Origin of the sequence: Paenibacillus sp. S29 (genome assembly GCF_049319765.1) — a bacterium.
Lineage (GTDB): Bacteria > Bacillota > Bacilli > Paenibacillales > Paenibacillaceae > Paenibacillus > Paenibacillus polymyxa_B.
In genome coordinates this window covers 694,278-718,580 of record NZ_JBMOUI010000001.1, presented here as the reverse complement: position 1 = coordinate 718,580, position 24,303 = coordinate 694,278, and the positions used below count along the sequence as shown (strand labels likewise).

Here is a 24,303-nt window from a genome sequence, read left to right as displayed (position 1 = left end):
GATCACAAAAAGCATAATAATCGAATGTCTCAGACGATCTTTGAATCAGATCAAAAAAGCTTTTAATAACCCCTACATTGCTCTCAAGGCATAAAAAAATCTGTTGAGGATAACGTTGCTTCAGCGCGCTCAACTTGGCAACCGTATCATCTGTCGAGCCATCATCACGAATTAGAATCTGAATTTCTACGTCTTTTTGATTGATGAGACTTTCTATTTGCTCATCTAAGTAAGCTGCTCCATTATATGTAGATAATAAAATTTGTACGTTAGGTCTGTTCAGGGTAATGACCTCCTTCTTTTAAAATGTGCAATAGAGGGACAATATGTTTCATCTGCTTATACATTATAATGCTCATCGTCCTTAATCAACATAGGCTTTAATCAACATAGGCTTTAATATAATAAAATCTCCCACTCATAAACTGATGGGAGATTGTTGATATTTATAATAAGGTTTTATTTACTCGGATTTACTAAGACACTCCTGCAAAAAATCACGCAATCCCTCACGCCAGTCGCGCAAATCATTCAATCCATTGGTTCGGATCGCTATATGCTCCATAACAGAGTTACGTGGCCGCGCTGCTGGTCTGGGGAATTGCTCTGTGCTGCATGGTTCCAATTTCGCTGTGATCTTGGCATCTAATATTTCCGCCGCATCCTGTAAAATAGCTTGCGTAAATTCATACCAGGTACAGGAGCCGCTATTGGATGCATGGTATACGCCGTACTTCTCCGTTTGAATCAATTCCGCCAAAAAGCGTGCCAGATCCACCGTATAGGTAGGTGAACCCTTCTGATCATTCACTACCTGGAGGAGCGGCTTCTCCTGTCCAAGCTTCAGCATCGTTTTGACAAAATTGTTCCCGTGCAATCCATATACCCAAGATGTACGAACAATAAAATACCTAGAGGAAAGTGTTTGGGTCAATACCTCCCCCGCCCGTTTGGACTTTCCGTAGATACTCTGCGGATTGGTATTATCGTACTCATGATATGGCTGTTTTGCCGTTCCATCGAACACATAATCTGTGCTGATATAAACCAGCTTGGCTCCAACCTTTTCCGCAGCCATTGCCATATTACGTGTACCTGCCGCGTTGACTTGATAAGCCCCGTCTACATCAGTCTCCGCTGCATCCACAGCCGTATACGCTGCACAGTGGATTACGGCATCAGGTTGGTACTGTTCCACGATCTTCACAGCCTGCTCCAAATCCGTGATATCCAGCTGTTCCCGATCATATCCAAGAACATCATGTCCTTGACCCTGAAAAACGTTTACTACATCTTTACCAAGTTGACCGGATGCTCCAGTAACCAGCACCTTCATTTTACGCATCCCCCAAGCGGGAACCGTACTGTTTAGCATAGTATTGTTGGTATTCGCCGGATTGAATACGAGTCCACCATTCTTCGTTGTCTAAATACCAGCGAATCGTTTCTTTAATGCCTGTTTCAAAAGAGTGCTTTGGCTTCCAGCCCAGCTCATTCATGGTCTTCGTTGGATCAATGCCATAACGGCGGTCATGTCCTGGACGATCCTGCACATACGAAATCAGAGATTCCGGCTTGCCCAGCTCCTCTAATACTGTTTTGACGATATGCACATTTGTCCGCTCGTTATTTCCCCCGATATTGTATACTTCACCCAGTTTACCCTGATGAATGACTAGATCAATTGCGCTGCAATGATCCTCTACATACAACCAGTCGCGAATGTTCAAGCCATCCCCGTATACAGGTAGCTGTTGGTCGCTCAATGCACGTGAGATCATTAGCGGGATCAATTTTTCAGGAAACTGATATGGACCGTAGTTGTTAGAACAACGCGTGATGTTCACTGGTAAACCGAAGGTTTCATGATATGCACGAACTAGCAGATCGCCGCCTGCCTTGGATGCAGAATAAGGACTATTAGGCTGCAACGGAGTTTCCTCCGTAAACAAGCCTGTTTCTCCCAAAGATCCATACACCTCATCTGTTGATACCTGTACAAACTTGGTCACGTTATATTTCTTGGCTGCATCCAGTAGCACTTGCGTACCCAATACGTTTGTTTTCACAAACACTTCCGGTTCCAAAATACTTCGATCCACATGTGACTCCGCTGCAAAATTAACCACCACATCAATCCCCTGCTGCATCAGTTGGTCAATCGCTTGTGCGTCGGTAATATCTGCTTTGATGAAGCTATGCTTGGGGTTATTTTCAATGGATTTCAAATTTTCCAGGTTACCTGCATAGGTAAGAGCATCTATATTTACAATTTCATAATCTGGATGCTGTTTTAACATATACAATACAAAGTTACTGCCTATAAATCCGGCCCCGCCGGTGACAAGAAGTTTCATACTGACCTCCTAAATCTTATTATTCCTCTAATCAAAATTAATGTCAGCGTCGGCCAGTGCCGGATGCTTCTGATCCTTCTCTGAAAGAATAGCATGAGAAGTTGGCCAATCAATCCCTAGTGCTGGATCATTCCACAGAATTCCACGATCATTTTCAGGTGAATAATACTCGTCTACCTTATACAGCACTTGAGTGTTCGGAACAAGCGTACAGAACCCATGAGCAAAACCCTTAGGCACCAGTAGCTGACGTCTATTATGTTCACTTAAGATTACCCCGACCCATTGACCGAATGTTGGAGAACTTTTACGAATATCCAGAATCACATCGTAGATAGCTCCAGAAAGCACACGAATGAGTTTAGTCTGTGCTTTTGGATTAAGCTGGTAATGCAAACCACGAATCACACCGGCTTCTGCAGACAAGGATTGGTTATCTTGAATAAAAGCATGGTCTATTCCGTTTTCTTTCATGATCTGTTCATTGTAACTTTCCATAAAAAAACCACGGTGATCACCATGAACCACGGGTTCAATGATTTTTGCACCTGAAAGTACTTCCTTTATTATCATTCACGAAACCTCCAACATCTTGAGTATATACTTTCATTTATGATTACTATAAAATTAATAAGCACACTATATTGGGAGGGAATATGCTTTTGAATTTATCGAGAGTTAATAAAAATTTTGTTTGGTCCTATTTGGTTTTGACGTGGCTACTTATCCCGATTCTAATACTGTTTAAAGTCGATTCTTACTATATTTCCATATTATTCGGTCTAAATATTGCACAGTCGTTTGTCATAGGTGCTACATACATTTTACACATTAGTGGTATCTTAACATATGCCAAGAAAGAAATAATGGTGCAGTACCTAGCTTTTGGCGGTTATCTAGTTGGAATAATATTCATTTACGCCTTCCTTCAAAGGGAACATTTCATTTATTATTGGGACTTTTCAGCCTATTGGAATACATCCATACAATTTAATAACCTTTTAAGTACAGATTTTATAGCAGCTTCTAAACAAATCTATGCAAGCATTTTAAGAGATGATTATTCCGTTTTCCCAACAATCTTTCTCTCTTTACCATTAAAGTTCTTAGGTACAAGCTACATGAGCTATGTCTTGGCAATCTATACCTGCTTCTTGTATCCTTCTTGTTTGATACTTTTCTTATTATGTATCAAGATTGCTGATCAAATCCAGTTAAACACAAAATTGAACATTTTCATGATCTTTGTACTTACATTTACCTTTCCAATTATGATAGCTCCTATGTTAGGTGGATATCTGGATTCTATAGGACTTATTTTTATTTGCTTGTCGCTTGTTATCTTATTTAATAATGACTTTGAACGCTTAAATTTAAAAGCAGTTTTACTCTTAGCTGCTTGCCTAGTATTACTAACATTTACAAGAAGATGGTATGGGTTTTGGATCGTATCTCTTTTTGGCTCGATCAGTATCGCTTTTTTGTTCAAATGGATTCTAGAAAAAGAGTTTCGCTTCAAGCAGCTCTTGCAGGTTATTTTAAATTTTTTCATTATAGGATCTTCAAGTGCATTATTTCTTATTATATTCTTCAATGAATTTATTCAAAGAGCCCTGACCAATAACTTTAAAAACGCCTACTCAGCTTATTATTTTGGTGACGTCTTAAGTAACTTACAGAATTTATTTTATCATTATGGTGCCTTCATTTTTCTGATAGCTCTTGTTGGTTGCATAGGCTTGTTATTTATTAGTAAAACTAGGTATATATCAATCTTTCTAGTTACAAACTTGTTTATTACGTACTTTCTTTTTACAAGAATTCAAAGCTTAGCTTCTCAGCATTATTATCTTCTTACCGTGAACGTATTAATTTTATTTATTTGTGGCGTTATTCTTATTCTAAACTATTTGTCCAAGATAAAATATGCAAAAAATGTTTTCTTAGTTATTCTAGTTTATTTAGTCGCTTGTAATTTCTTGGTAACGTTCACTAATGTAAATGCACGTCCTGTTACCTATTTTTCTTCTTTATTCAGTGACTTTAAACAAACACCTAGAGTAAGAACAGATATACCTGTTTTAAAACAATTAACGACTTATCTTAAGGAAATCTCATCAGAGCAGCATAAAGTATATGTTCTGTCTAGCTCTGGAATTCTTAATGATGACATACTCAGACAGATTGAAATGCCTGACAATAGCAACGCTCTTCCATTTATGAATCTGACCCATCACGTTGATTTAAGAGATGGTTTTCCAGTGTCGTTTTTTGAGTCCGATTATGTCGTGATCGCATTACCTACACAATACCATTTAGGTGAAAGTGGTCAAAAAGTTGTAGGTATACTCGCAGAAGAGGTTATGAACGGATCTCTTAAAAATAATTATAAACCTTTAAAGAGCTATGCCCTTGATAATAACGTTAAAGCCATAGTCTTGAAAAAGACATCATCCATCACGAAGGAAAAAGTTGAACTAATACGTTCACAATTCAAAAAAATATACCCTGATAATCCAGATCTTTTCTAATTCAATACAGATGTCGATGCATACAAAAAAGCCCTCGATTTTTATTCGAGGGCTTTTTAAGTTAATCGTTAAACAATCTTACTGGGAATTGTTGCTGTTTTATTAGAACTACCAGAACTAAATTTTTTGCCAATCAGGAAAGGTAAAAATCTATTAAATAGTTCAATAAAAAGAATACAACTTAAGAAGACAAGCAAGGTAGAAATAACAACAAATGAAATTCCATCTAAATACATATTTGTTGTAACAGAAAACTTCTCGTAAAAATTCACATTCTCCCAGAAGCTAAGTATTAATCCATGCAGACCAAATATAATTAAAGAGTTTTTACCAAAATAGGACAGTAAACTAGATGACTCAATTTTTTTGGATAAGTATATATAAAATATTAAACTAGCCAATACCGACAGATAAAATAATACATAATTATGTCCATAGTAATTTCCTGACATGCCTGGTTTATCATTTATTAAAAATAATAAAAGACCCAGAAAGCCCGCTGCGTAAGCAAAATATGGTTTGTTAATTCTAATTTTTTCAATAAAATATTGTTCATTCAATTTGAATATATAACCACAAATAATTAAAGAGGCTGCATTAATTGACGTGCCAAATGACCAAGGAAGTGCATGTGTGTCAAGCTTGCTTAAGAATGCACCAAGTATGGATAGCAATATCCAAAATATATACATATAACTTCTTTTGGACGAAATTTTCAAGACCAAGTACGAAATGATTTGGGCTAAGAAGAGACAAGGTAGGAACCAAAGAGACATATTTAGAATACCTAAGTGATCTCCATCTGCATATAAAAAAGTTTCAATAACAACCATTGGATCGAGCGTTCCGACAATCCCCATCCAATGCATCCAACCAAAATACAGTAGTGAGCATAAATACAGAGTCGTATATGGTAAAAGGATTGTTTTGATTTTAGACCACAAAAAACTACTAAACTTATACTTCTGAAAATTAGAAGTAAACCCAGAAGCAAAAAAGAAAAGAGGCATATGGAAGGAATAAAAATAGCCTATAATAAAGCTCTTATCCATCATTTCATTACCTTTAAAACCATGGGGCACCAAATGTGAGAATACTAAAAAAATAATCGCCAATCCCTTTAGTACATCCACCCACTTTATTCTAGTTGGAAGAGCTTTTACAATTTGCATTTAAATAGACTCGCTTTCTTAATTATTTAGCATAAGGTATCTTTAGTTCTATGATAATACTAAGAAAACAGTTCATAACCCATTTCACTTACTAATTTGTTAGCAAGCATCAAAGAACTATGTGTTCCCGCATCAGTCCACCAGTTCTCTAAAATATCAAATGTAAGTTGATTTCGTTGAATATAAGCGTTATTAACATCTGTTATTTCATATTCTCCTCTTGCTGATGGAGTCAAGGTCTTGATGATATTGAATACAGAGTGATTGAACATATAAATGCCCGTAACTGCATAATCACTCTTAGGAACCTCTGGCTTTTCTTCAATATTTACAATGTTATCGCCTTGTAGTTCTGGTACTCCATAGCGATTAGCATCAGGCACTTTATGAAGTAATAATTTCGCTCCTGATTCTTGAAGTTTGAATTTTTCAACAAACGATGATATATCATCTTTAAAAACGTTGTCCCCCAAAATAACAACCATCTTGTCATTGCCAACAAAATGCTCAGCTAAAAGCAAAGCCTGTGCAATCCCCCCGGCTTCATCTTGCACTTTGTAAGTCAGAGTAACTCCAAGGTCGACACCACTTCCTAAGAGATTGACCACATCTCCCATATGTTCTTTTCCGGTAACGATTAAAATATCATTTATATTCGCCTTTTTGAGTTTATCAATAGAGTAATATATCATCGGATATTTACCAATCGGCAACAAATGTTTGTTTGTAACTTTAGTAAGGGGGTATAATCTAGATCCAGTCCCTCCAGCTAATATAATCCCTTTCATATCTAAGTTCCTCCTATTGAAGCTCTTTTATAAGCAGCTCCATAATGGTTTTTGCACGAGCTTCCCAATTATTATGGACTACGAAGTTTTCCAGTTGCTCTTGATCATAAAAAGGGTGTTGTAGGGTATCTATATCCATTAGATATTTTCTTATTTCCTCTAAACTATGATATAGATAAATCCCTTCCTGATTTAAGAGCCTTGTTTCTTCGCTATCCACCGCTAATATCACTTTATTAAAACTCAAATACTCATAAACTTTTACTGGATTGATCGTATCAATTCTATCCGAATTCCTCAAAAAGGGGTATAAACAAATATCAAAAGCATCAATAATTGCACCAATTTCTGATTTAGGAACAGTCTCATAATATTTAATCCTATTATGCTGTTCAAAATTATAATTCAGGTTATTTCTCCCAACCAAACATACAACAAATTTCTCATCAAAATCAGTAATAGCCTTAACCGCTTCTATATCAAACCAGTGGTCAATCGCTCCCACATAGCCAAAAATATAGTAGCCCTCTTGCTTTAAACGTCTCAATTCATCAGCAACCAAGCTATCTACATTTATGTTTAGTATAGCTGTATCCACAGCATTTTTTACTAAATAAGATTGTCTACACAATGTTTGAGAATGCTTATGCAAATGATTACTTGTAGAAATAACCAGATCCGCCTTGGCAAGTAATTCAAGTTCCCACTTTTCGAGTAATTTCTTCATTAATGCATTGTTAGTTAGAAATACATAGTCGTCCATTCGATCAAACACAATCTTCTTCTTATTATTATTTGATTTAATAAGAGGATAAAAGACTGGACTTCCTAACCAAATGATATCTGCACTGCAAACTAAATCTTTCAACTGTCTTTTTTCAAACCATTGATTCAAATGGAATATGTCTAAGCTTTCAAAGCTTCTAGGTAATCTCAGACTGCCCGAAGGCCTGAATATTTGAAGACTATCATTAATGATTTGATTTCTTCTCTTATAATCTGAGTTCTGCCTTACAATACTATTAAGTATGCTAATGGAGGGTTCTACAAAGGTGATGTGAACCCCCGGCATTTTAGCAAACTCTTCGGCCAAATGTTGCGGACGTTGTTTTAAATCATTCCAATAGATTGGAGAGAAATATAAAATTTTCATTTAACCGCTCCATACTAATAAAGGCGCCCCTTATTTTTTATAAAAGAGGCGCCTTTAAAGTTTTATTAATTATCTATATGCTCTTGCCAACTGTTTTCGGGAATTTATATCGTTCTCCTTCATTTGTATTAATTCTTCATACGCTTCAACTGTGTATTGTTTATACAGAATATCAATTTCAACGTCTCGATTTTTAGTCGGAATCTTCTGCAAATGATCTAATTCAGCTTTAACAATTTCGAGGTGATTCTTATCTGCCTCAATATCCGATTCCATCGGCGCATACAGATCCTTTTGCAATTGGTAATTAGTCAAAATACTGTTTCGCATTGTCTTTCTAACATGCTCAACAGTATATCGGGAGGTGTCCACATCATGAATGACCTTCATTTTAGGATTAAGACCAACCTTATAGCCGATTTCTCTCATAGCAAAAGATACAACAATTTCTTCTCCTCCAGCGTAATTGTTTCCTTTACGCCCATAGGCGCTTCTAAAGCCCCCAATTCGCATTAGCGCAGCATGTCTAACCGCAAAATTGGCTCCATAAGGGAACTCCCACTGAAAATTAGAATCGATAATTTCTTCGCCTTCCACTATAAGCTGGCTCCAGTATGCTTCAGTACCTGGTTTAACCACTTCAGGCCGTTCCTCATGTAAATTGAGTATGATATTCCCACCCATGACCCCGATATCGGGACGATCTGAGAACCCTCTGATGGTTTCCTCAAGCAAGTTAGAGTTTGCAATAGCGTCATCATCAATATAGAGTATGACCTCTCCTTCTGCCCCAAATAAACCAACATTACGTGCAAAGGAAAGACCTTTTAATGGAGCTTCCATATATCGCAGGAAGGATTCGTCAATATTATAGGTTGCTCTGAAATCACGAACCAAATGATGAATCTCATCATTCAAATAATCATTATTTACAACGATAATTTCATAGTCTGCTTTATCCAACGACTGTTCTATGACAGATTTAATCGCATTCGATAGCTTTTCACTCCGCTGGTAAGTACAAATAATAACTGATAATCTCTTATTATAAGCGGGTTCACTTTCAATGACTGCCTCAATACGGTACAAGTGATCGTTCTTAACCTTCGTATTTATAAGAGAGAACAGAACTTCCGTATCCTGTGCAAAAAAGTCATAATTGCTATCTGTTTCACCATTCATTTTATCCTTTATTTTCAGATCCCACGGATAGTTAGCTACAAATGTATCTGTTGTATGCTCTGATTTATCTATAAGCAGTGCATACATAGACGATAAAGCATTAGAATCAATAAATTCAAAATCATGGACTTCGCCTGTTTTTATATATAAATAGCAAATAGGCGTTGCCAAATTAAGACCAATAATCGTATTCACTTCATCTCTTCCAACCACAGTATGTCCTTTAGCAAGAACATACTTCTTAAACTCACCAACTTCAGTAGCATCTCCCTCAATGATCCATACTAATGGGGTCAGATAAAAATCTCTTCTAAAATCATCAAGTACCATGAGTTTATATCTGTTAGAGGTGATGCCCAGTTCTTGATCTAAAGCGGTCAGTGACTTATCGTGCCAGCGATAATCATATATAGGCTCATCGAACGTCACATGTTTGAGCTCAAATAGAGAGTTCACTCTCATCCAGTAATCATAATCCTCAAGGGTATGCTTATAACTAGAATAGTCACCCAATAACCGGGTTACCTTGGCCCTATACATAAAAGCTGCACCAATCGTATTGTTAGGATATACGTTTAACTCCAATGCAGACTTAGGCAGCATAACATTGCCACTGAACTGTGGTTCTTCATACCAGCCATGGTTGGAAATCACTTGACCAGCAGAGTCGATTAACCTCATGTTCGCATATACCATACCAATATTTTCATCACTTTTAAGATCAGCTACCATCTTCTCCAGGAAATTTTCAGGGAGGATATTATCTGCACTTGTCCACGTATGATATTCACCCTTGGCTAGTTTAAAACCTCTGGATAATGTTCTTGGTATTTTACGATTTTCCTGATGAACTACTCTGATACGATGATCTGCTTTAGCATACTCATCAATAATTTCTGCCGTTGAGTCTTTTGAACCATCGTTAATAATAATGAGTTCAAAATACTTGTAAGATTGCTGCAGAATACTATCAATAGCTTTTGATACATAATCCTCACCGTTATATACAGGAAGGACGACCGATATAAGATCCTTCTCAAATTTAATCTCGAACTTATCAAGCTCCAGAGAAAATGAGTTATCTTTAGATACTTTATAATTGTAAAATTTATACTCATACCAGGTTAATAACTGCTTGTAATTCCCTTCATCTTTGCGTAGATCAATCGGCTGATCCCCCGCGTTCGTTCTGTTAAGCTTATGCGACACTTTAGATTTTATCTTTTTCAGTAAGATAGTGGTGCCATAACTTTTCCATACTCTATATCCCTTAAGAACATATATCATTTTGGACTTGTGTAAGATATGTTTAAGTTTATTCGCCATTTTCCACCTTTTAGAGTTATATATATTGTGAATCTCTGTAGACAGTCTTCCATTATATTCTTCCAACTCACTGAACTGGGTGTTCAGTTCATTATATTGACCAAATAGTTGTCTATATTGATGATTTAATATATCCAAGTTGTTTTTTTCATTATTATAATCCTGTGTAAGTTGAACATATTTCTGTTCTAATTCGCCTTTCTTTTCAGACAGGGATTTAAAATCTGCTGACATGCTACTTATTACATTTTCCTGATGATCTCGCGTTTGAATCAATGTGTTAATCTGATCCATATGCTCAACAATGTGTTGTTTTTGCTGCTCTATTTCTTGGCTTTGAGCATGATTATGAGCTTGTAATTCATTAAATTCATTATTCAGGCGTGTATGCCCTGCTCTATAAGCATGGTCCACGTCATCTTTTAGAAATCTGCTAATTACATCCATACACTTATCTATCGTCTCTCTTCCTTTAACCGGAAACATCTCTAAAGTAAATTTCCTTCTTTGTTGTATTAGTTGTTCATCTAAGATTGCATTAAGTAAGGTTTGTTTAATATTGCCGTTATCGCTCACAAAAGGAACAATGTTTTGCTGAACTATTTGTTCTTCCAAAGGTAAAATCCCCTCGAAAGATTCTGTTTGGGGATGTTGGAATATTACAATTGGAGTGTCCGTAAACAGCGCATCAAATATAGCCCCAGAGCCGTCAGACAATATCACATCAGCTTCCTCTATTAAATGAACAAGAGAAGCCTTATGATCAAGCACATCAGGAATATGAGACTTAACTAGACTAACCCGATCATGCTCCAAAAAAGAAGTGCCATGATGCAATTTCACCTTCATATTAAAGGTATCTGACATTTCTTCAATATGGTTCATAACAAGCTCAATAGACGACTCATTCCCATACGTAGGCAAATAAAGCAAATTATATTTATCCGTTTCGCGCTTCTTCCTTTGAAATTTGGCGTATTTAATCATTCCAACGATTTCAGTCTGAGTGTACGCTGCCAAAACCGAGGAATCATACAGCCCATTACAAAAGATAAAATCGAAATTTCGACTCCATGTGTCTAAATTCCAGTTTGGCTTAGCCATTCCATACTGATATCTAAACTTATAATCGGACTTAACTTCCAAATAATAAGGGAGATAAGGATAGAAGGCTATTTTATATGCCTTGTCAGGTACAGAGCTTGTTAGAGTCACTTTTATACCATTGTTCTTCAAATAATGATAGGTATCTAAGGACATGTCTCCCCAATCTTCTTCTTCAATGTGAGGAACATAAATATCACAAACGATCTGCTTTCTTTCACACTCCTCAATTAAAGGCTTAATCGTTTCATATAAAACTAGATTGTGAATGACAAAAGCTATAGATCTGTTCATATTCACTGCAAAACCTCTTCCTTTCAGGCAAAAATCTTATACTTATTTTCTTAATTTCAGTAATGTCTCATTCAGTAAAGTCGATGATGTACTCTTCGTATAGGGAAAATATATAATTTTCACTCCAACTTCCTTAAACTGCAACTCATACTGGTCCCAACGTTCATTTTGAAACCAATCATCACCAACGAACATTACGTCATATTTTAATTTTTGCCAAACCTCAAATTTATCCATGGAGTCCTGAGGAATTACAGTATCAACAAAGCTGATGTTTCTGACAATCTCAATTCTTTCCTCAAAAGGAATTACCGCTTTTTTGTACTTATATGAAACCAACTCATCTGTGGTCACACCAACAATGAGTTTATCACAGAGTGATTTAGCATTTCTCAACAAATTCAAATGCCCAATATGAAATAAATCGAAGACCCCGGAAGTATAGCCGATAATCATAAGATTTCTCCTAACGTAGTTAAATTGAAGTTAAACCATTTGTCGAATGTCGTCTTCCCTTCAATTTTCTCAGAAGATAGGACTTTTTCAAGTTGAACAGGAAAACCCACCTTTTTTCTGTTTACAATCTCTGCAGGGACAATATCTTTAAAAATTCTCTTGAGTGGAGCCTTAACAACCCCATCCTTCATTTTGTACAGAGAATTTACACCTGCAAGCCTTTCAATTAATCTATAGTCCAAGAAAGGAGATCTTGCTTCCACGGAATTTAACATTGAGGCACTATCCAGTCTTTTAAGTAACCCTCTCAAATGGGCTTGTTGGAAGAATGCAGCTACGATTTTTTGAGGCGACTTTAACTTCATGAAAGGTGCCAAAGCGTCTTCTACAATCTCTATATCATCTTCAGATCCGTAGGTGTAGAGTTCACTAAAGGCACGGATATCGAAGTCTGTAGTGCTACTAGCCCATCTGAAAATACGGTCATACCCAAAGAAAAGCTCATCAGCGCCTTCTCCACTTAATATGACTGTATTTTTAGCAGATGCTTGCTGAGTCATATGATACAGTAACACTTCATTGGGCACAGACAGAGGCTCTTTTTTTACAGTTATAAGCTCTCGAGCTAATGATAAAAAGTGATCAGGTTCAAACAATATCGGATGATGAATGGTATTGTATCTTGTTGCTGCGATTTCAGACCACTGAAACTCATTATAATCTTCAAAACCAACAGTCCAAGTATGCTCTACTTTGGCAAGTGCGGTAATAATCGTACTGTCCAATCCCCCGCTTAGGTAACTTCCAATTTCAACATCTGCGATCTTACGGTACTCTACTGCAGAGCGAATTAGAAATTCAAGTTCCTCATCGGAAGGAGATTCTTTTTCAGAGTAATCAATTTCCCAATATTTAATAAATTCGCCATTCTCGTAATAATATCCTGGTGGAAACTCTTTTATTTCATTATAGATAGTACGATCATTAAAAAAGCATCTCATCTTTTTATATTGTCTTACGGCTTCTTGATCTATAGAAATGTTGTGGACTAATGGGAGCAATGGAGCAATTTCAGAACTGAAAATGAACTCTTCCCCATATCTGTTGTAATAAAGCGGCTTTACTCCCATACGATCTCGTGCTACAAAAAATGATTTCTGCTGGACGTCTAAAACAATAAAACTGAACATTCCATTAAGCCAATTCAACATTTGGGGACCATATTGAATATAAAGCTTCAATAAAAGTTCAGTATCTGAGTTTGTTCTCATTTGAATTGAATAGCTGGAGGCTAATTCTTTATAATTATAGATCTCTCCGTTAAATATAATCACATATCTTCCGTCATCAGAGAAAAAGGGCTGATCACTTCTCCGATCCAAATCTAAGATACTTAATCTGTTATGCCCCAGCATAAAGTTTTCACTCTGATATACACAAAGTGGGGCCGTAGGCCCCCGGTGTTTCATTATATTTAAAGAATTAAGAAATACTTCTTTATTTATGGCTACATTAGAAAACAAAATCCCACACATTTTATCACCAGCCTTAATTAATGACTTGCAAATCTATTGTGTTATCTACAAATATTAATCCTGGTACGTAATTATTCTCGGGCTTAGGAACCTCAAAAACAGCTGCTATACTTACGCTATCCAGATAAAGAGGCTCAAAAGGCTTAGGCTTCAAGCCAATAGAAATGGTGTATTTACCACTTTCAGATAACAGATTACGGAAATTAAAGTTAACCTCCAGAATGCCTCCCGCTTGCATTTTCGGAACTAATTTTGCTTTATTATAGATATTCATGCCAAACACATCGACACCAGTATGGTTTCTAACCATGTAGCCAATAGTTCCCTCAGAATCTATATCTTTATAATATTGTGCCAATAAACGCAAAGTAACCATTTCGCCAAAAGGGACCTGGTTCACAACTTCTCCATTGACTAACAAGTCCGCTCTTATAAAGCGCGCATCTCCCGTTCCAGAACGAAACTCATTGGCACGTTTTGCAAAAGCAGGATCCTCTTCTAATAGCAACAGCGAACTCTTCTTATCTGTTTCGGAATTAACAAATACATCCAAAGATTGAACACGTTTCATATCTGCAATTTCCTGGTTAACAATATTTTCATAAATTTGTGCTACACGTTTCACTGGACCAATTTCGACCATGTGTCCTTTATCAATCAGCAACGCTGTATCACAAAAACTTTTAATGGTATCCATGGAATGAGAGACAAATAAAACCGTACTTTTTTTGGAGAGCTCTTTCATTTTGGTAATACATTTTGCCTGAAAATAAATATCTCCAACAGACAAGGCCTCATCTACAATCAAAATATCCGGATCAACATTGATGGCTACTGCAAAAGCTAATCTGGCAAACATACCACTGGAGTACATTTTGACTGGTTGATTAATGAAGTCCCCGATATCCGCAAAGGATACAATAGATTCAAGTTTACCATCCATCTCTATTTTGCTATACCCCATAAGGGTTCCGTTCAAGTATATGTTTTCCATTCCTGTTAAATCCGGATTAAAACCTGCGCCCAATTCCAAAAGAGCAGCAACTTTCCCATTCACTTTAATGCTTCCGTTGGTGGGAGTAATCACGCCTGTGATCATCTTTAAAAGAGTCGATTTTCCAGAACCATTTTTACCAATAATACCAATCGCTTGTCCTTTATTTATGGAAAAAGACAGGTCACTGATGGCCTTAAATTCAGAATGATACTTTTTTTTAAAGGGATGAACGGCCTCTTTTAATCGCTCATTGGGATTATCATATATTTTATATATTTTAGTGACATTATTAACTTCCACAGCAACTGATTCTGTTTGATTCATCATTTTCTCCTCACAATACATCTGCAAAATGAGATTTCATTTTCTTGAAAATTTTGATTCCTATAGTACCAGCGATAATCACAATAGCCCAAAAGTAGATCGTCATTGATGGATGCTCCCAGAACCATTTGTGATCAATAAAAGTATCCCGATATCCTTCGACGATATAAAAAACAGGATTTAGTTTAAAGAAAAACTGATACTTATCTTCAACAATATTTAAATTCCAAAAGATCGGCGTAAGCCAAAAGAATAGCTGAATAAATACCGCAACAACTTGACCAACATCCTTTACAAAAACAACTAATGTCGCTGTTATGTAAGAAATGGACAAGGAAAGAAAAATCGTGGCTAATAAATAATAAAGGATTTGAATGTTATAAATCGTAAATTCAACATTGTAGATTTTAAACATAATGAAAAGAACAATGATAAAAAATACATGTACAAAAAGAGCAGACAAAATTTTCACCATCGGCAGCAAACCAACTCGGAAAACAATCTTCTTTACCAAATAATTGTTTTCTATAATACTATTGGTTGCAGTTGCTAAGCTTTCAGAAAAGAATAACCAAGGCACCATTCCTGTTAATAACCAAAGTATAAAGGGAGTATCTCCAATAGGTACATTTTTAAAACCAACCTGAAATACGACCCAATAAACAAGTATAGATACCATAGGATGTATAAAAGCCCAGAGTACCCCCATAAACGAACCAAGGTATCTAGATTTAATATCTTTTTTAGACAATTCCCAGAGTAACTTTAAATTTTTTGATAAGTTTTCAGTTAAATTCATACGAGTGTGTCACGACCTTAAACATGGTTTGGTAAGTCTCTTACAATCAAACAGTGTAAAAATTTGGTAGGTTCTTTGTTGCGATATGGCTCTAACAGCTACGATATGCTAAAATGTTGACGTATCTACAAGAAAAGGAGATTGTAACCTTGTCGAATCCAGTATACGGGAAACAGGCCAAAACGTCGACCCGTGACGATAAAAGGCCGGCTATGTTTTGGGTGTTAATTGTTGGCATGATTCTGTTTTTAGCTTGGGCTCCCTTCCAGGCTGCACTTTTTAATGGGCAAATGCTCGATTTTGAAAAGCCTCTCTATTGGGCTGTTATCATCGCCTCGATTCTGTTGATCCTGGCAATCGTATCTTATTATAAAAAATTCAAGCTGGAAGAGCAAAGGGATTGGCTGGCTGTATTAGTACTACTGCTTCCCTTGACTTATGTGCTTTCACTGACATCAGCAGCTTCACATTACCTGGCCATGAATATGGTGGTGGTACAGTGCATATATGCCGCCCTGTTTATCATCTCAATCTATCTACTCCAAGATCGCTTAGGCAATAAGATTATTCACAATCTGATTATGACTATTGCTTATGTCATTGTAGGCTTTGGCTTCATTAACTGGTTCGGACAGTGGGTGCTTGCCGGCAAGCTGGTAGGCTGGCTTAGCCAATATGTGTATCAAGACCGTTATATCAATGCAGTCATGACAGATACGAACGGGCTCCGGCTGACATCCGTGTTTCAATATGCGAATACATATGCCGCCTTTCTAATGGCTTTCCTATTCGCTGCCGTTTTTTGTCTGATGAAATCAAAATCATGGTATGGCAAGGCTACTCATGGTTTCATGTTGGTGCCCATTTTGGTCTCGCTGTTCCTGACCTTGTCACGGGGCGGTCTGGTTATGTTGCCAGTCGTTTTCGTGCTGCTCTTGCTTTTCCTTAAACCTGCACGCCAAATTATATGGATTTTGCATTGCGCCATTGCTGGTGTAGCGTCAATATCTATCTTATCGCCGATTACAAATATGGGATTACAACTCAATAAGACCTACAACGGCGGAGAGGCGGCCAAGGCTTGGGGATTACTTATTGGAGTCTCCCTTGCTGTCGCTGTCGTACTGTGGCTTGTTGAACGTTATCTGGCACCAAGGTTGGAAAGTGCCCTCACAGGGTGGACTTCCCGTAAGTTATCCAACCTGTGGCTGCCTGTCGGATCAGTTGTGGTGATTGGCTTGCTGGCTTTTCTATTTATTGGAACTGGCCTACGCAGTGTTCTGCCTGAAAACGTCCAGGTCCGGTTTGAAAATATCAATTTCCGGCAGCATAGTGTACTAGAACGACTTGTATTCTATCAGGATGCTGCCAAATCGATTAAAGATCATCCTGTTATTGGCACCGGCGGCGGTGGTTGGGCTACTTTATATGAGAAATACCAAGACTATCCTTACACAAGCCGTCAGGCCCATAACTTCTTCATGCAGTACCTGGTTGAAGTTGGTATTCTCGGTTTTGTAATTTTCATGTCTTTCATCTTATTTATTTTCTACAAATATATCCGTAACTATATTAGACAAAATGATGAAGAACGGGATTCTCACTTTCTGTATCTCATTTTGGCGCTCTCGATCTTACTTCATAGCTTGCTGGACTTTAATCTGAGCTACGTGTTCATGGGCATACTGATATTTATGAGTCTTGGTGGTATGGCCGCTGCTATGGACAGCAAACCTCTTAGACGCTTGTCCATGAGTACTTCTGGTTTCCGAATCATGTATAGTGCAGTCATCGGCATTCTAAGCATTGTGGTGCTTTTTGCAGGTCTCCGCTTCGTGCAATCGGCCAATGCTGCCACATCTGCCAAACAGATCATGGCGGTCAGCACATCTTTTGAGGAAATCCAAAGTGCCATTAATAAGGATCTTGAACTTCGTCCTACGCACCCAGATTCGGTTATAAGATTGGCTGCACTGTACAAGAATGTGTATGATCAAACGAAAAAAGAGGAATTTTATAATGCTGCAATAGAGGTACTTAATACGGGCCTGAAGGCAGAACCGTATAATAAAATCATGTATAACTCCAAAGTTAACCTTTTAAAAGCAAAAGGTGAGCATGAGCAAGCCTTCAGTATTTTGGAAAATAACATTTCCAACTTCAAATGGGACAATGACTGGTACAACATGTTGATTACTCAAGCTTACTCTATTGGTGATAAGGCACGTGAACAGAAGGACACCGCCAAGGAGCAGAAATATTTCCAAGCAGGCCTTGCTGCTTACCAGCAGGTTCTGGATGGGGTAGCTCATATTAAAACGGTTCCACCTGAAATTCAGTTGACACGTACTTTTGAAGTAACTCCAGGTATTGCGCTCAGCACTGGCAAAATTCAATTCATGTCAGGCAAGCCTGCAGAGGCTGCCAGCATCCTGAAAAACGGTCTGAAGGACGATTTGAGTGATGCTACGAATCGTGAGGTCGCCCGCTACTATATCGCTGCTCTGCAACAGCAGGGACAGGATGACAAAGCATTGTACGATAAGCTGATTAAAGCTGATCCGAAGGAGAGGGAGCAAATTGCTCAGTTAAAATCGGAGAAATAGTATAGAAAAAGAGACTATCAGATGATGTTATATCATCCGGTAGTCTCTTTTTTATTTGGAGAAAGAGAGGTTTGGTGAGGTGTTTATTTTTGTTGATCAATATCTTCAATAACCTGTCTCATATAAGCCAGTACTTCATCCTTGATTTCGTTATGCTGTAGAGCATAATGGATCGTTGTTTCAATGAATCCCAATTTCTCGCCAACGTCATGGCGATTCCCGTCAAATTCGTAGGCCAGGATCGGATTCTTTTCTCCCAGTTTGGACAATGCATCCGTCAACTGAATCTCCCCGCCTACTCCCGCAGATTGCTGACCCAGGATATCAAAAATATCAGGCGTCAAGATATAACGTCCCATGATCGCCAAGTTGGAGGTTGCTTCTTCCTTCTTTGGCTTTTCTACCAATCGTTCCGCTTCAGAGATTTTGGAAGTAAGTGCATGACCTTCTACTATGCCATAACGATGTACCTCGTTCCAATCCACTTGTTTTACACCTACAACAGAACGCTGATACTCATCGAACACGTCTATCATCTGTTTGAGGCACGGATTCTCAGACTCAACGATGTCATCCCCTAAAAGGACGGCAAAAGGTTCGTCACCGATAAACTTACGTGCACACCAGATGGCATGCCCCAACCCTTTGGGTTCCTTTTGACGAATATAGTGGATATCTGCCATCTCCGATGGTTTACGCACTTCATTGAGCAGATCCCATTTTTCCTTCGCAGTCAAATTATGCTCCAGCTCAAAGGAGTAGTCAAAATGATCCTCAATCGCCCTTTTACCTTTACCAGTAACGATAATGATATCCTCTATACCAGATGCAACAGCCTCTTCAATAATATATTGAATTGTTGGTTTGTCTACAATGGGAAGCATCTCTTTAGGCATCGCTTTCGTAGCAGGAAGGAACCGGGTTCCTAATCCCGCAGCAGGAATAATCGCTTTACGGATTTTCATAGGTTAAAACTCCTTTTCAACAAAGCTTACTAAATTATTCAATAATTCGATTAACGTTTGTAAATTGCTAATAGTTTATTATAGCACTTAGTCATTGCAATGTTATATAATTTAAGTAAACCATATTATAAACTAAAAAGGCTAGAAATTTGAGTACCAGATATGCCAAAATTTGAGGAGAGAGTTCTTTGGATTCAATAATCAGTAACCCTGTTTTAACGTTAGTTATTCCCTGTTATAACGAAGAAGAGGTACTGCCTGAAACTATAAGCAGACTTACGGTCATTCTTGAGGAGTTGGCAGAGAGCCAGCTCATTTCTAAACATAGTAAAATGTTGTTTGTTGATGATGGTAGCCGTGATAAAACATGGGACATCATAGCATCATATAATCTAAAAAATCCTTTTGTCAGTGGTCTCAAATTGGCGAAAAATGCCGGCCATCAAAACGCCCTATTATCTGGGTTAATGGAAGCTAAAGAGACATCTGATTGTGTGATATCCGTTGACGCTGACCTGCAGGATGATCTCAATGCCATCCGAGAATTTATAATAAAGTTCAAAGAAGGTTATGACATCGTATATGGGGTTCGAAAAAGTAGAACCACCGACACATTCTTCAAGCGTTCAACAGCCCAAGGCTTTTATCGTGTTATGAGTAAAATGGGAGTCAATATTGTATACAATCATGCGGATTACCGTTTAATGAGCAAAAGAGTTCTCCAGGAATTAAGCAACTTTAAAGAGGTAAATCTCTTTTTACGTGGTCTAGTTCCGTTAATAGGTTATAAGTCTACTGAAGTTTATTACGATCGACATGAACGCTTTGCAGGAGAATCCAAATATCCTTTAAAGAAAATGCTCGCGTTTGCTTTCGATGGAATCACTTCATTTAGTATAACCCCAATCCGGCTTATCTCAGCGGTAGGTTTTGCAATGTTTGGCATAAGCTTATTAATAGCTGTGTATACCATTATTAGTAAGCTCCTTGGAACCACTGTCTGGGGCTGGTCTTCTTTAATGTTGTCCATCTGGTTCATAGGTGGTCTGCAACTTGTAGCACTGGGGCTCATTGGCGAATATATCGGTAAAATATATAAAGAGGTAAAACAAAGACCCAAATATATTATTGAGACCCTATTAGATTCCCAGAGCACCCTAGATACTGAAAACACAAAAAAAGTGAAAAATAGTGAGAGGGAAGCTGTGGCTGTCCAATAAACAGATGCGAACAGGTGACTAATTTGACTTTATTTCAGAATAGCTTTTTCCGTTTTCTTGTCGTAGGTGTCCTAAATACAATATGCGGCATGTCCGTCATGTTCCTGCTCTTTAATACTTTAGGGACTAACTACTGGTTATCGACTTTTATTGGTAATTCTGTAGGTGCCACTGTAAGCTATTTCTTAAACAAAAGATTTACTTTCAAAAACAATGCAAGCCATGGACAGACCATTTGGAAGTTTGTCTTTATCATATTGATATGCTATTTACTATCGTATTGTCTCAGCTATCTAATCAGCCACTTCCTGATCTCAAGTCTGAGTATTAAAAATAATGCAATTTTAGGCAATCTGTCCATCCTAATCGGGAATATCTTCTATACTTTAATTAATTATGTCGGGCAAAAATTCATTGTTTTTTCCAAAAAAACGAAAGTCCAGAAAGTATAACAATACGAGATTCATAGTATTTCAAATGGACTTATTGATAAAAATAGGGTATGTGCTCTCAAAGCACATACCCTATTTTTTCTTTTTCTACGTTCAAATATCAAAATAAATAACTGTGATAACCTATAGCATCCTTTTACTTCACCAGCTGCCCACGTGTAACACCCAACTGATTCGTCGCTTTCAGCGTCTTCCACACTTGTGTTCCACTGATTTCTCCGCGCAGGGCACGGTTATAGAGATCAATAACCTCATGCACTTGCTCCGGTGTCTCCTCCAAAAATTCCACGCGGTAACGGGACACGCCCAGCTCCAGGAAGTTGGACAGATATTCCGCGCCGGATTGCTCAATTGCGTTGTACACCGTGTTGCGGCAGCCTTCGTCCACACGGACCGGATGAGACATACCAATTCGATCACGCAGGGATGCGCGATGGTCCTCACATGGACGTCCACAGTTAGTGTAGTCGGTGCCTTCACTCATAAAGGTACAGTATACGCAATGTTCAGTATGGAACATTGGCATATGCTGCTGGATCACGATCTCCAGCTTATCAGTACGTGTACGTCTGAGCATATCGACCATTTGCTGAATGTTCAGATCGTACGAAGGCGTAACCAGATCGCAGCCAGAATCCAGGAACAGATCAGCCGCTTTATGGTTGGCTATGTTCAGCGAGAAGTCACCAATCAATTGCGGGTGATGTGCGTCCGGGTTCTCCAACCGATGTCGCAAGTAGAAATACAGTGCCCCTGGATTGCGTACCAACACAGCATCCGGCTTCAAGCGCAGGATATTGTTGTGGTAGCCATTTTCACCCGGCATGTGAATACGCGGGGTCGCCAGCGCAATTCGGCGGCCTGCAGCGTGCACAGCCTCTACGGCTGCCGGGAATTGCTTGATGAACTCGAAGTCGGCGTAGATGAATTCCACGCCGGCCTCGAGCGCAGCCTCCACCTGAGGGAGGCTGCGGCACAACGCGGTCAGCTCTGCCTGACCGCGTGCCACAGACGATGCCGGAGTCGATGCATCGTCATACACCTCGACCGTCCGCTTCGTGTACACGGGCGGTTTGGGGCGCTCGCCCGCGAGCAGTTCCACCGCCTGACGGCGGATACCGTTCAGCTCGCGCATCGGCACGATGACGTCCCCATGCAGATGGACGTCCAGTTCTTCCAGCTGGAACACCGTTCCGCCCAGTCGGCCGAACTGCTCTTCGAGCAGTTCATGCGTCATCGGACGCTTCTGGGCAATTTCAAGCTCCAGCTCGGAGTCCACGCGGACCGTTGTGCCTTTCTGCACGTCGGTCCACCATGTCGACAGCGGTTGCCCTGGAGAGCCGCTGACCCGCACATGTACCGGGAAGACCCGGTACGGCTTGTCGGTGTCGTACGACTGGCGCAGACGTTTGTCCAGCGCTGGGTCGTTGGTCTTCCAAATGCGGTCGCCCACGTGCACACGGCGCAGATCCACATCGTTGCGTCCCGCTACGATGTCGATGATCCAGCCTTCTCCGGCTTCGCCTTCAATCTTCACGCCCTTGCGGCGGATATCGTATACGCGTCCGCCTTCTTCTTTTTGCGTGGGATCTCCCGCATCGAATACAATCCCATCGCCACGCTTGAGTGGGGCATCAATACGGCACACTACGCCATCGCGAAGGATTTGTTCCACTCGGCCCAGATACACCCCCCGGCTTTTCGGGAATGTACCGTCAACCAGCTTCTTGTTATTGGTCCCTTCGAGAAAACCGTGCGTAAAGCCGCGTGAAAAGCTCTGCTGCAGCTCGCGGATATCTTCTTTGCTGGTCTTGGACGTATCGCCATCAAAATACTTATCAATGGCCTTGCGGTACTTGCTGACCACATTTGCCACATATTCAGGTGTTTTCAGTCGCCCTTCAATTTTAAAAGAAACAACACCCGCGTCGATCAGTTCAGGCATCAAGTCAATCGCTGCCAGATCCTTAGGTGACAGCAGATACGTCACATCTGCCATTGGTTTCTGCTCTCCATCCACCATCAGATCGTAAGGCAAACGACATGCCTGTGCACACTCACCACGGTTAGCAGAGCGGCCGCCCCACATTTCTGAAGTCAGGCATTGGCCAGAATAAGATACGCATAATGCTCCATGTACGAATACCTCCATTGGAAGTCTCGCCTGATCGCCTATCTTTTGGATCTGTTTCAGGTTGTTTTCGCGTCCAAGCACGACCCGTTCCATATTGTACGGCTTTGTAAACTCTACCGCTTCCGGCGAGGTAATCGTCATTTGGGTAGAACCATGAATCGGAAAATCCGGTGAAATGTCGCGGATCATTTTCACCAGGCCCATATCTTGGACAATTAAGGCGTCGACTCCGGCATCAATACAGGCATCGATCAGCTCCTTAGCGTCCTCCAACTCGTTTTCAAATACCAATATATTGAATGTTAAAAAACCTTTAACTCCATAGCTATGCAAAAACGCCATAATTTCAGGCAGTTCCTCCATGCGAAAATTATTCGCCCGTGCTCGTGCGTTGAACTTTTCCACCCCGAAAAAGATAGCATCAGCCCCGTTTGCCACCGCCGCACGCATACAATCCCAGTCACCGGCTGGTGCCAGAAGCTCGACATCTTCTCTTCGTACTGCTGATTTCATTATTTCCCTCCCCATATGCTGAAAACGAATGATCTCCGAGGGATAATCGTTGTTTTCAGGGCAGCTATGCTGCTTACTTGGTAATCTCATGGATGTTCCATAGACTCATTCCAAAGCTGATCATGTTTAGTCAGGGGAATGGAAGCCTACTAAGAATCATATTTTAAATCCTATCCGTCTCTATCATCTTGTCCGATCATCCACACACTGAACCATCGGTTCCTCGCGTGAATTACATCCAACTCAAAAAATCCGCATCACAAACATCTGCGGCAGAATCATTCTTATCTTGTAACTAATCTAGTGTACCAGACTGCGACCTAAGCTTCTACACTTTCCAAGCGATTCCTTTAAAAAATAATACTAAAAACACCTCCAATCCCGTCAAGCGGTGC

17 protein-coding genes and 1 pseudogene are annotated in these 24,303 nt (G+C 39.2%); 4 read left to right on the top strand and 14 right to left on the bottom strand.

The window, feature by feature from the left end; translation table 11 throughout:
* Nucleotide 1: 1 nt before the first annotated feature.
* The 4 genes and pseudogenes from ACL9RM_RS03190 to rfbC all read right to left on the bottom strand — a co-directional run.
* A pseudogene (locus ACL9RM_RS03190) lies at nucleotides 2-217 on the bottom strand (glycosyltransferase); the annotation flags it as partial.
* Nucleotides 218-463: 246 nt separating this feature from the next.
* Complete coding sequence (gene rfbD, locus ACL9RM_RS03185; RefSeq protein WP_250268970.1) at nucleotides 464-1,336, bottom strand: dTDP-4-dehydrorhamnose reductase; 873 nt, start codon at nucleotides 1,334-1,336, stop codon at nucleotides 464-466.
* 1 nt (nucleotide 1,337) lies between these two features.
* Entirely contained in the window at nucleotides 1,338-2,357 is a 1,020-nt protein-coding gene (rfbB, locus tag ACL9RM_RS03180; protein WP_165177570.1) for a dTDP-glucose 4,6-dehydratase, read from the bottom strand.
* A 27-nt stretch (nucleotides 2,358-2,384) separates the two neighbouring features.
* Nucleotides 2,385-2,930: a dTDP-4-dehydrorhamnose 3,5-epimerase gene (gene rfbC / locus ACL9RM_RS03175; RefSeq protein ID WP_069290496.1), complete on the bottom strand. Its 546-nt coding sequence runs from the start codon at nucleotides 2,928-2,930 to the stop codon at nucleotides 2,385-2,387.
* 83 nt (nucleotides 2,931-3,013) lie between these two features.
* Here rfbC and ACL9RM_RS03170 point away from each other — a divergent pair, with 83 nt between their 5' ends.
* Nucleotides 3,014-4,888 (top strand): hypothetical protein, encoded by a 1,875-nt coding sequence (locus ACL9RM_RS03170; protein ID WP_069290497.1) that lies wholly within the window; start codon nucleotides 3,014-3,016, stop codon nucleotides 4,886-4,888.
* A 68-nt stretch (nucleotides 4,889-4,956) separates the two neighbouring features.
* Here the strand turns inward: ACL9RM_RS03170 and ACL9RM_RS03165 are convergent, their stop codons facing one another.
* The 8 genes from ACL9RM_RS03165 to ACL9RM_RS03130 form a co-directional block, all read right to left on the bottom strand.
* Entirely contained in the window at nucleotides 4,957-6,060 is a 1,104-nt protein-coding gene (locus ACL9RM_RS03165; protein WP_250266768.1) for an acyltransferase family protein, read from the bottom strand.
* A 59-nt stretch (nucleotides 6,061-6,119) separates the two neighbouring features.
* Nucleotides 6,120-6,848, bottom strand: coding sequence for a sugar phosphate nucleotidyltransferase (locus tag ACL9RM_RS03160; RefSeq protein WP_061831721.1), 729 nt, complete (start codon nucleotides 6,846-6,848; stop codon nucleotides 6,120-6,122).
* A gap of 13 nt (nucleotides 6,849-6,861) precedes the next feature.
* Nucleotides 6,862-8,001, bottom strand: coding sequence for a hypothetical protein (locus ACL9RM_RS03155; RefSeq protein WP_250266769.1), 1,140 nt, complete (start codon nucleotides 7,999-8,001; stop codon nucleotides 6,862-6,864).
* 69 nt (nucleotides 8,002-8,070) lie between these two features.
* Entirely contained in the window at nucleotides 8,071-11,907 is a 3,837-nt protein-coding gene (locus ACL9RM_RS03150) for a glycosyltransferase (RefSeq protein ID WP_250268971.1), read from the bottom strand.
* Between the two features lie 42 nt (nucleotides 11,908-11,949).
* Nucleotides 11,950-12,363: an adenylyltransferase/cytidyltransferase family protein gene (locus ACL9RM_RS03145; RefSeq protein ID WP_013312205.1), complete on the bottom strand. Its 414-nt coding sequence runs from the start codon at nucleotides 12,361-12,363 to the stop codon at nucleotides 11,950-11,952.
* On the bottom strand, nucleotides 12,360-13,886 hold the full coding sequence (gene asnB / locus ACL9RM_RS03140; RefSeq protein WP_250266770.1) for an asparagine synthase (glutamine-hydrolyzing): 1,527 nt from the start codon (nucleotides 13,884-13,886) through the stop codon (nucleotides 12,360-12,362). Before asnB ends, ACL9RM_RS03145 begins: the two co-directional genes overlap by 4 nt.
* Nucleotides 13,887-13,911: 25 nt before the next feature.
* Nucleotides 13,912-15,219 carry an ABC transporter ATP-binding protein gene (locus tag ACL9RM_RS03135; RefSeq protein WP_028542103.1) on the bottom strand — a complete coding sequence of 436 codons (1,308 nt, stop codon included), beginning with the start codon at nucleotides 15,217-15,219 and terminating at the stop codon, nucleotides 13,912-13,914.
* Between the two features lie 10 nt (nucleotides 15,220-15,229).
* The gene (locus ACL9RM_RS03130; RefSeq protein ID WP_235306448.1) at nucleotides 15,230-16,018 is read right to left on the bottom strand and encodes an ABC transporter permease; all 789 of its coding nucleotides are present in this window, start codon (nucleotides 16,016-16,018) and stop codon (nucleotides 15,230-15,232) included.
* A gap of 149 nt (nucleotides 16,019-16,167) precedes the next feature.
* Between ACL9RM_RS03130 and ACL9RM_RS03125 the strand changes: the two genes are divergently transcribed.
* The gene (locus tag ACL9RM_RS03125; protein WP_250266771.1) at nucleotides 16,168-18,624 is read left to right on the top strand and encodes an O-antigen ligase family protein; all 2,457 of its coding nucleotides are present in this window, start codon (nucleotides 16,168-16,170) and stop codon (nucleotides 18,622-18,624) included.
* Nucleotides 18,625-18,707: 83 nt separating this feature from the next.
* Here the strand turns inward: ACL9RM_RS03125 and galU are convergent, their stop codons facing one another.
* Complete coding sequence (galU, locus tag ACL9RM_RS03120) at nucleotides 18,708-19,589, bottom strand: UTP--glucose-1-phosphate uridylyltransferase GalU (protein WP_013312210.1); 882 nt, start codon at nucleotides 19,587-19,589, stop codon at nucleotides 18,708-18,710.
* Nucleotides 19,590-19,777: 188 nt separating this feature from the next.
* Between galU and ACL9RM_RS03115 the strand changes: the two genes are divergently transcribed.
* Both ACL9RM_RS03115 and ACL9RM_RS03110 read left to right on the top strand, forming a co-directional pair.
* The gene (locus ACL9RM_RS03115) at nucleotides 19,778-20,809 is read left to right on the top strand and encodes a glycosyltransferase family 2 protein (protein ID WP_076294076.1); all 1,032 of its coding nucleotides are present in this window, start codon (nucleotides 19,778-19,780) and stop codon (nucleotides 20,807-20,809) included.
* 14 nt (nucleotides 20,810-20,823) lie between these two features.
* Complete coding sequence (locus ACL9RM_RS03110; RefSeq protein WP_257785374.1) at nucleotides 20,824-21,261, top strand: GtrA family protein; 438 nt, start codon at nucleotides 20,824-20,826, stop codon at nucleotides 21,259-21,261.
* A 136-nt stretch (nucleotides 21,262-21,397) separates the two neighbouring features.
* On the opposite strand, the gene ACL9RM_RS03105 is transcribed toward ACL9RM_RS03110, so the two are convergent.
* On the bottom strand, nucleotides 21,398-23,908 hold the full coding sequence (locus ACL9RM_RS03105; protein WP_250266772.1) for a U32 family peptidase: 2,511 nt from the start codon (nucleotides 23,906-23,908) through the stop codon (nucleotides 21,398-21,400).
* Nucleotides 23,909-24,303: the final 395 nt, after the last annotated feature.

Bases quoted from the DNA above. Each gene is read 5' to 3' on its own strand.
- rfbD (WP_250268970.1), bottom strand. From the start codon at position 1,336: ATGAAGGTGCTGGTTACTGGAGCATCCGGTCAACTTGGTAAAGATGTA.
- rfbB (WP_165177570.1), bottom strand. From the start codon at position 2,357: ATGAAACTTCTTGTCACCGGCGGGGCCGGATTTATAGGCAGTAACTTT.
- rfbC (WP_069290496.1), bottom strand. From the start codon at position 2,930: ATGATAATAAAGGAAGTACTTTCAGGTGCAAAAATCATTGAACCCGTG.
- ACL9RM_RS03170 (WP_069290497.1), top strand. From the start codon at position 3,014: ATGCTTTTGAATTTATCGAGAGTTAATAAAAATTTTGTTTGGTCCTAT.
- ACL9RM_RS03165 (WP_250266768.1), bottom strand. From the start codon at position 6,060: ATGCAAATTGTAAAAGCTCTTCCAACTAGAATAAAGTGGGTGGATGTA.
- ACL9RM_RS03160 (WP_061831721.1), bottom strand. From the start codon at position 6,848: ATGAAAGGGATTATATTAGCTGGAGGGACTGGATCTAGATTATACCCC.
- ACL9RM_RS03155 (WP_250266769.1), bottom strand. From the start codon at position 8,001: ATGAAAATTTTATATTTCTCTCCAATCTATTGGAATGATTTAAAACAA.
- ACL9RM_RS03150 (WP_250268971.1), bottom strand. From the start codon at position 11,907: ATGAACAGATCTATAGCTTTTGTCATTCACAATCTAGTTTTATATGAA.
- ACL9RM_RS03145 (WP_013312205.1), bottom strand. From the start codon at position 12,363: ATGATTATCGGCTATACTTCCGGGGTCTTCGATTTATTTCATATTGGG.
- ACL9RM_RS03135 (WP_028542103.1), bottom strand. From the start codon at position 15,219: ATGAATCAAACAGAATCAGTTGCTGTGGAAGTTAATAATGTCACTAAA.
- ACL9RM_RS03130 (WP_235306448.1), bottom strand. From the start codon at position 16,018: ATGAATTTAACTGAAAACTTATCAAAAAATTTAAAGTTACTCTGGGAA.
- galU (WP_013312210.1), bottom strand. From the start codon at position 19,589: ATGAAAATCCGTAAAGCGATTATTCCTGCTGCGGGATTAGGAACCCGG.
- ACL9RM_RS03105 (WP_250266772.1), bottom strand. From the start codon at position 23,908: ATGAAATCAGCAGTACGAAGAGAAGATGTCGAGCTTCTGGCACCAGCC.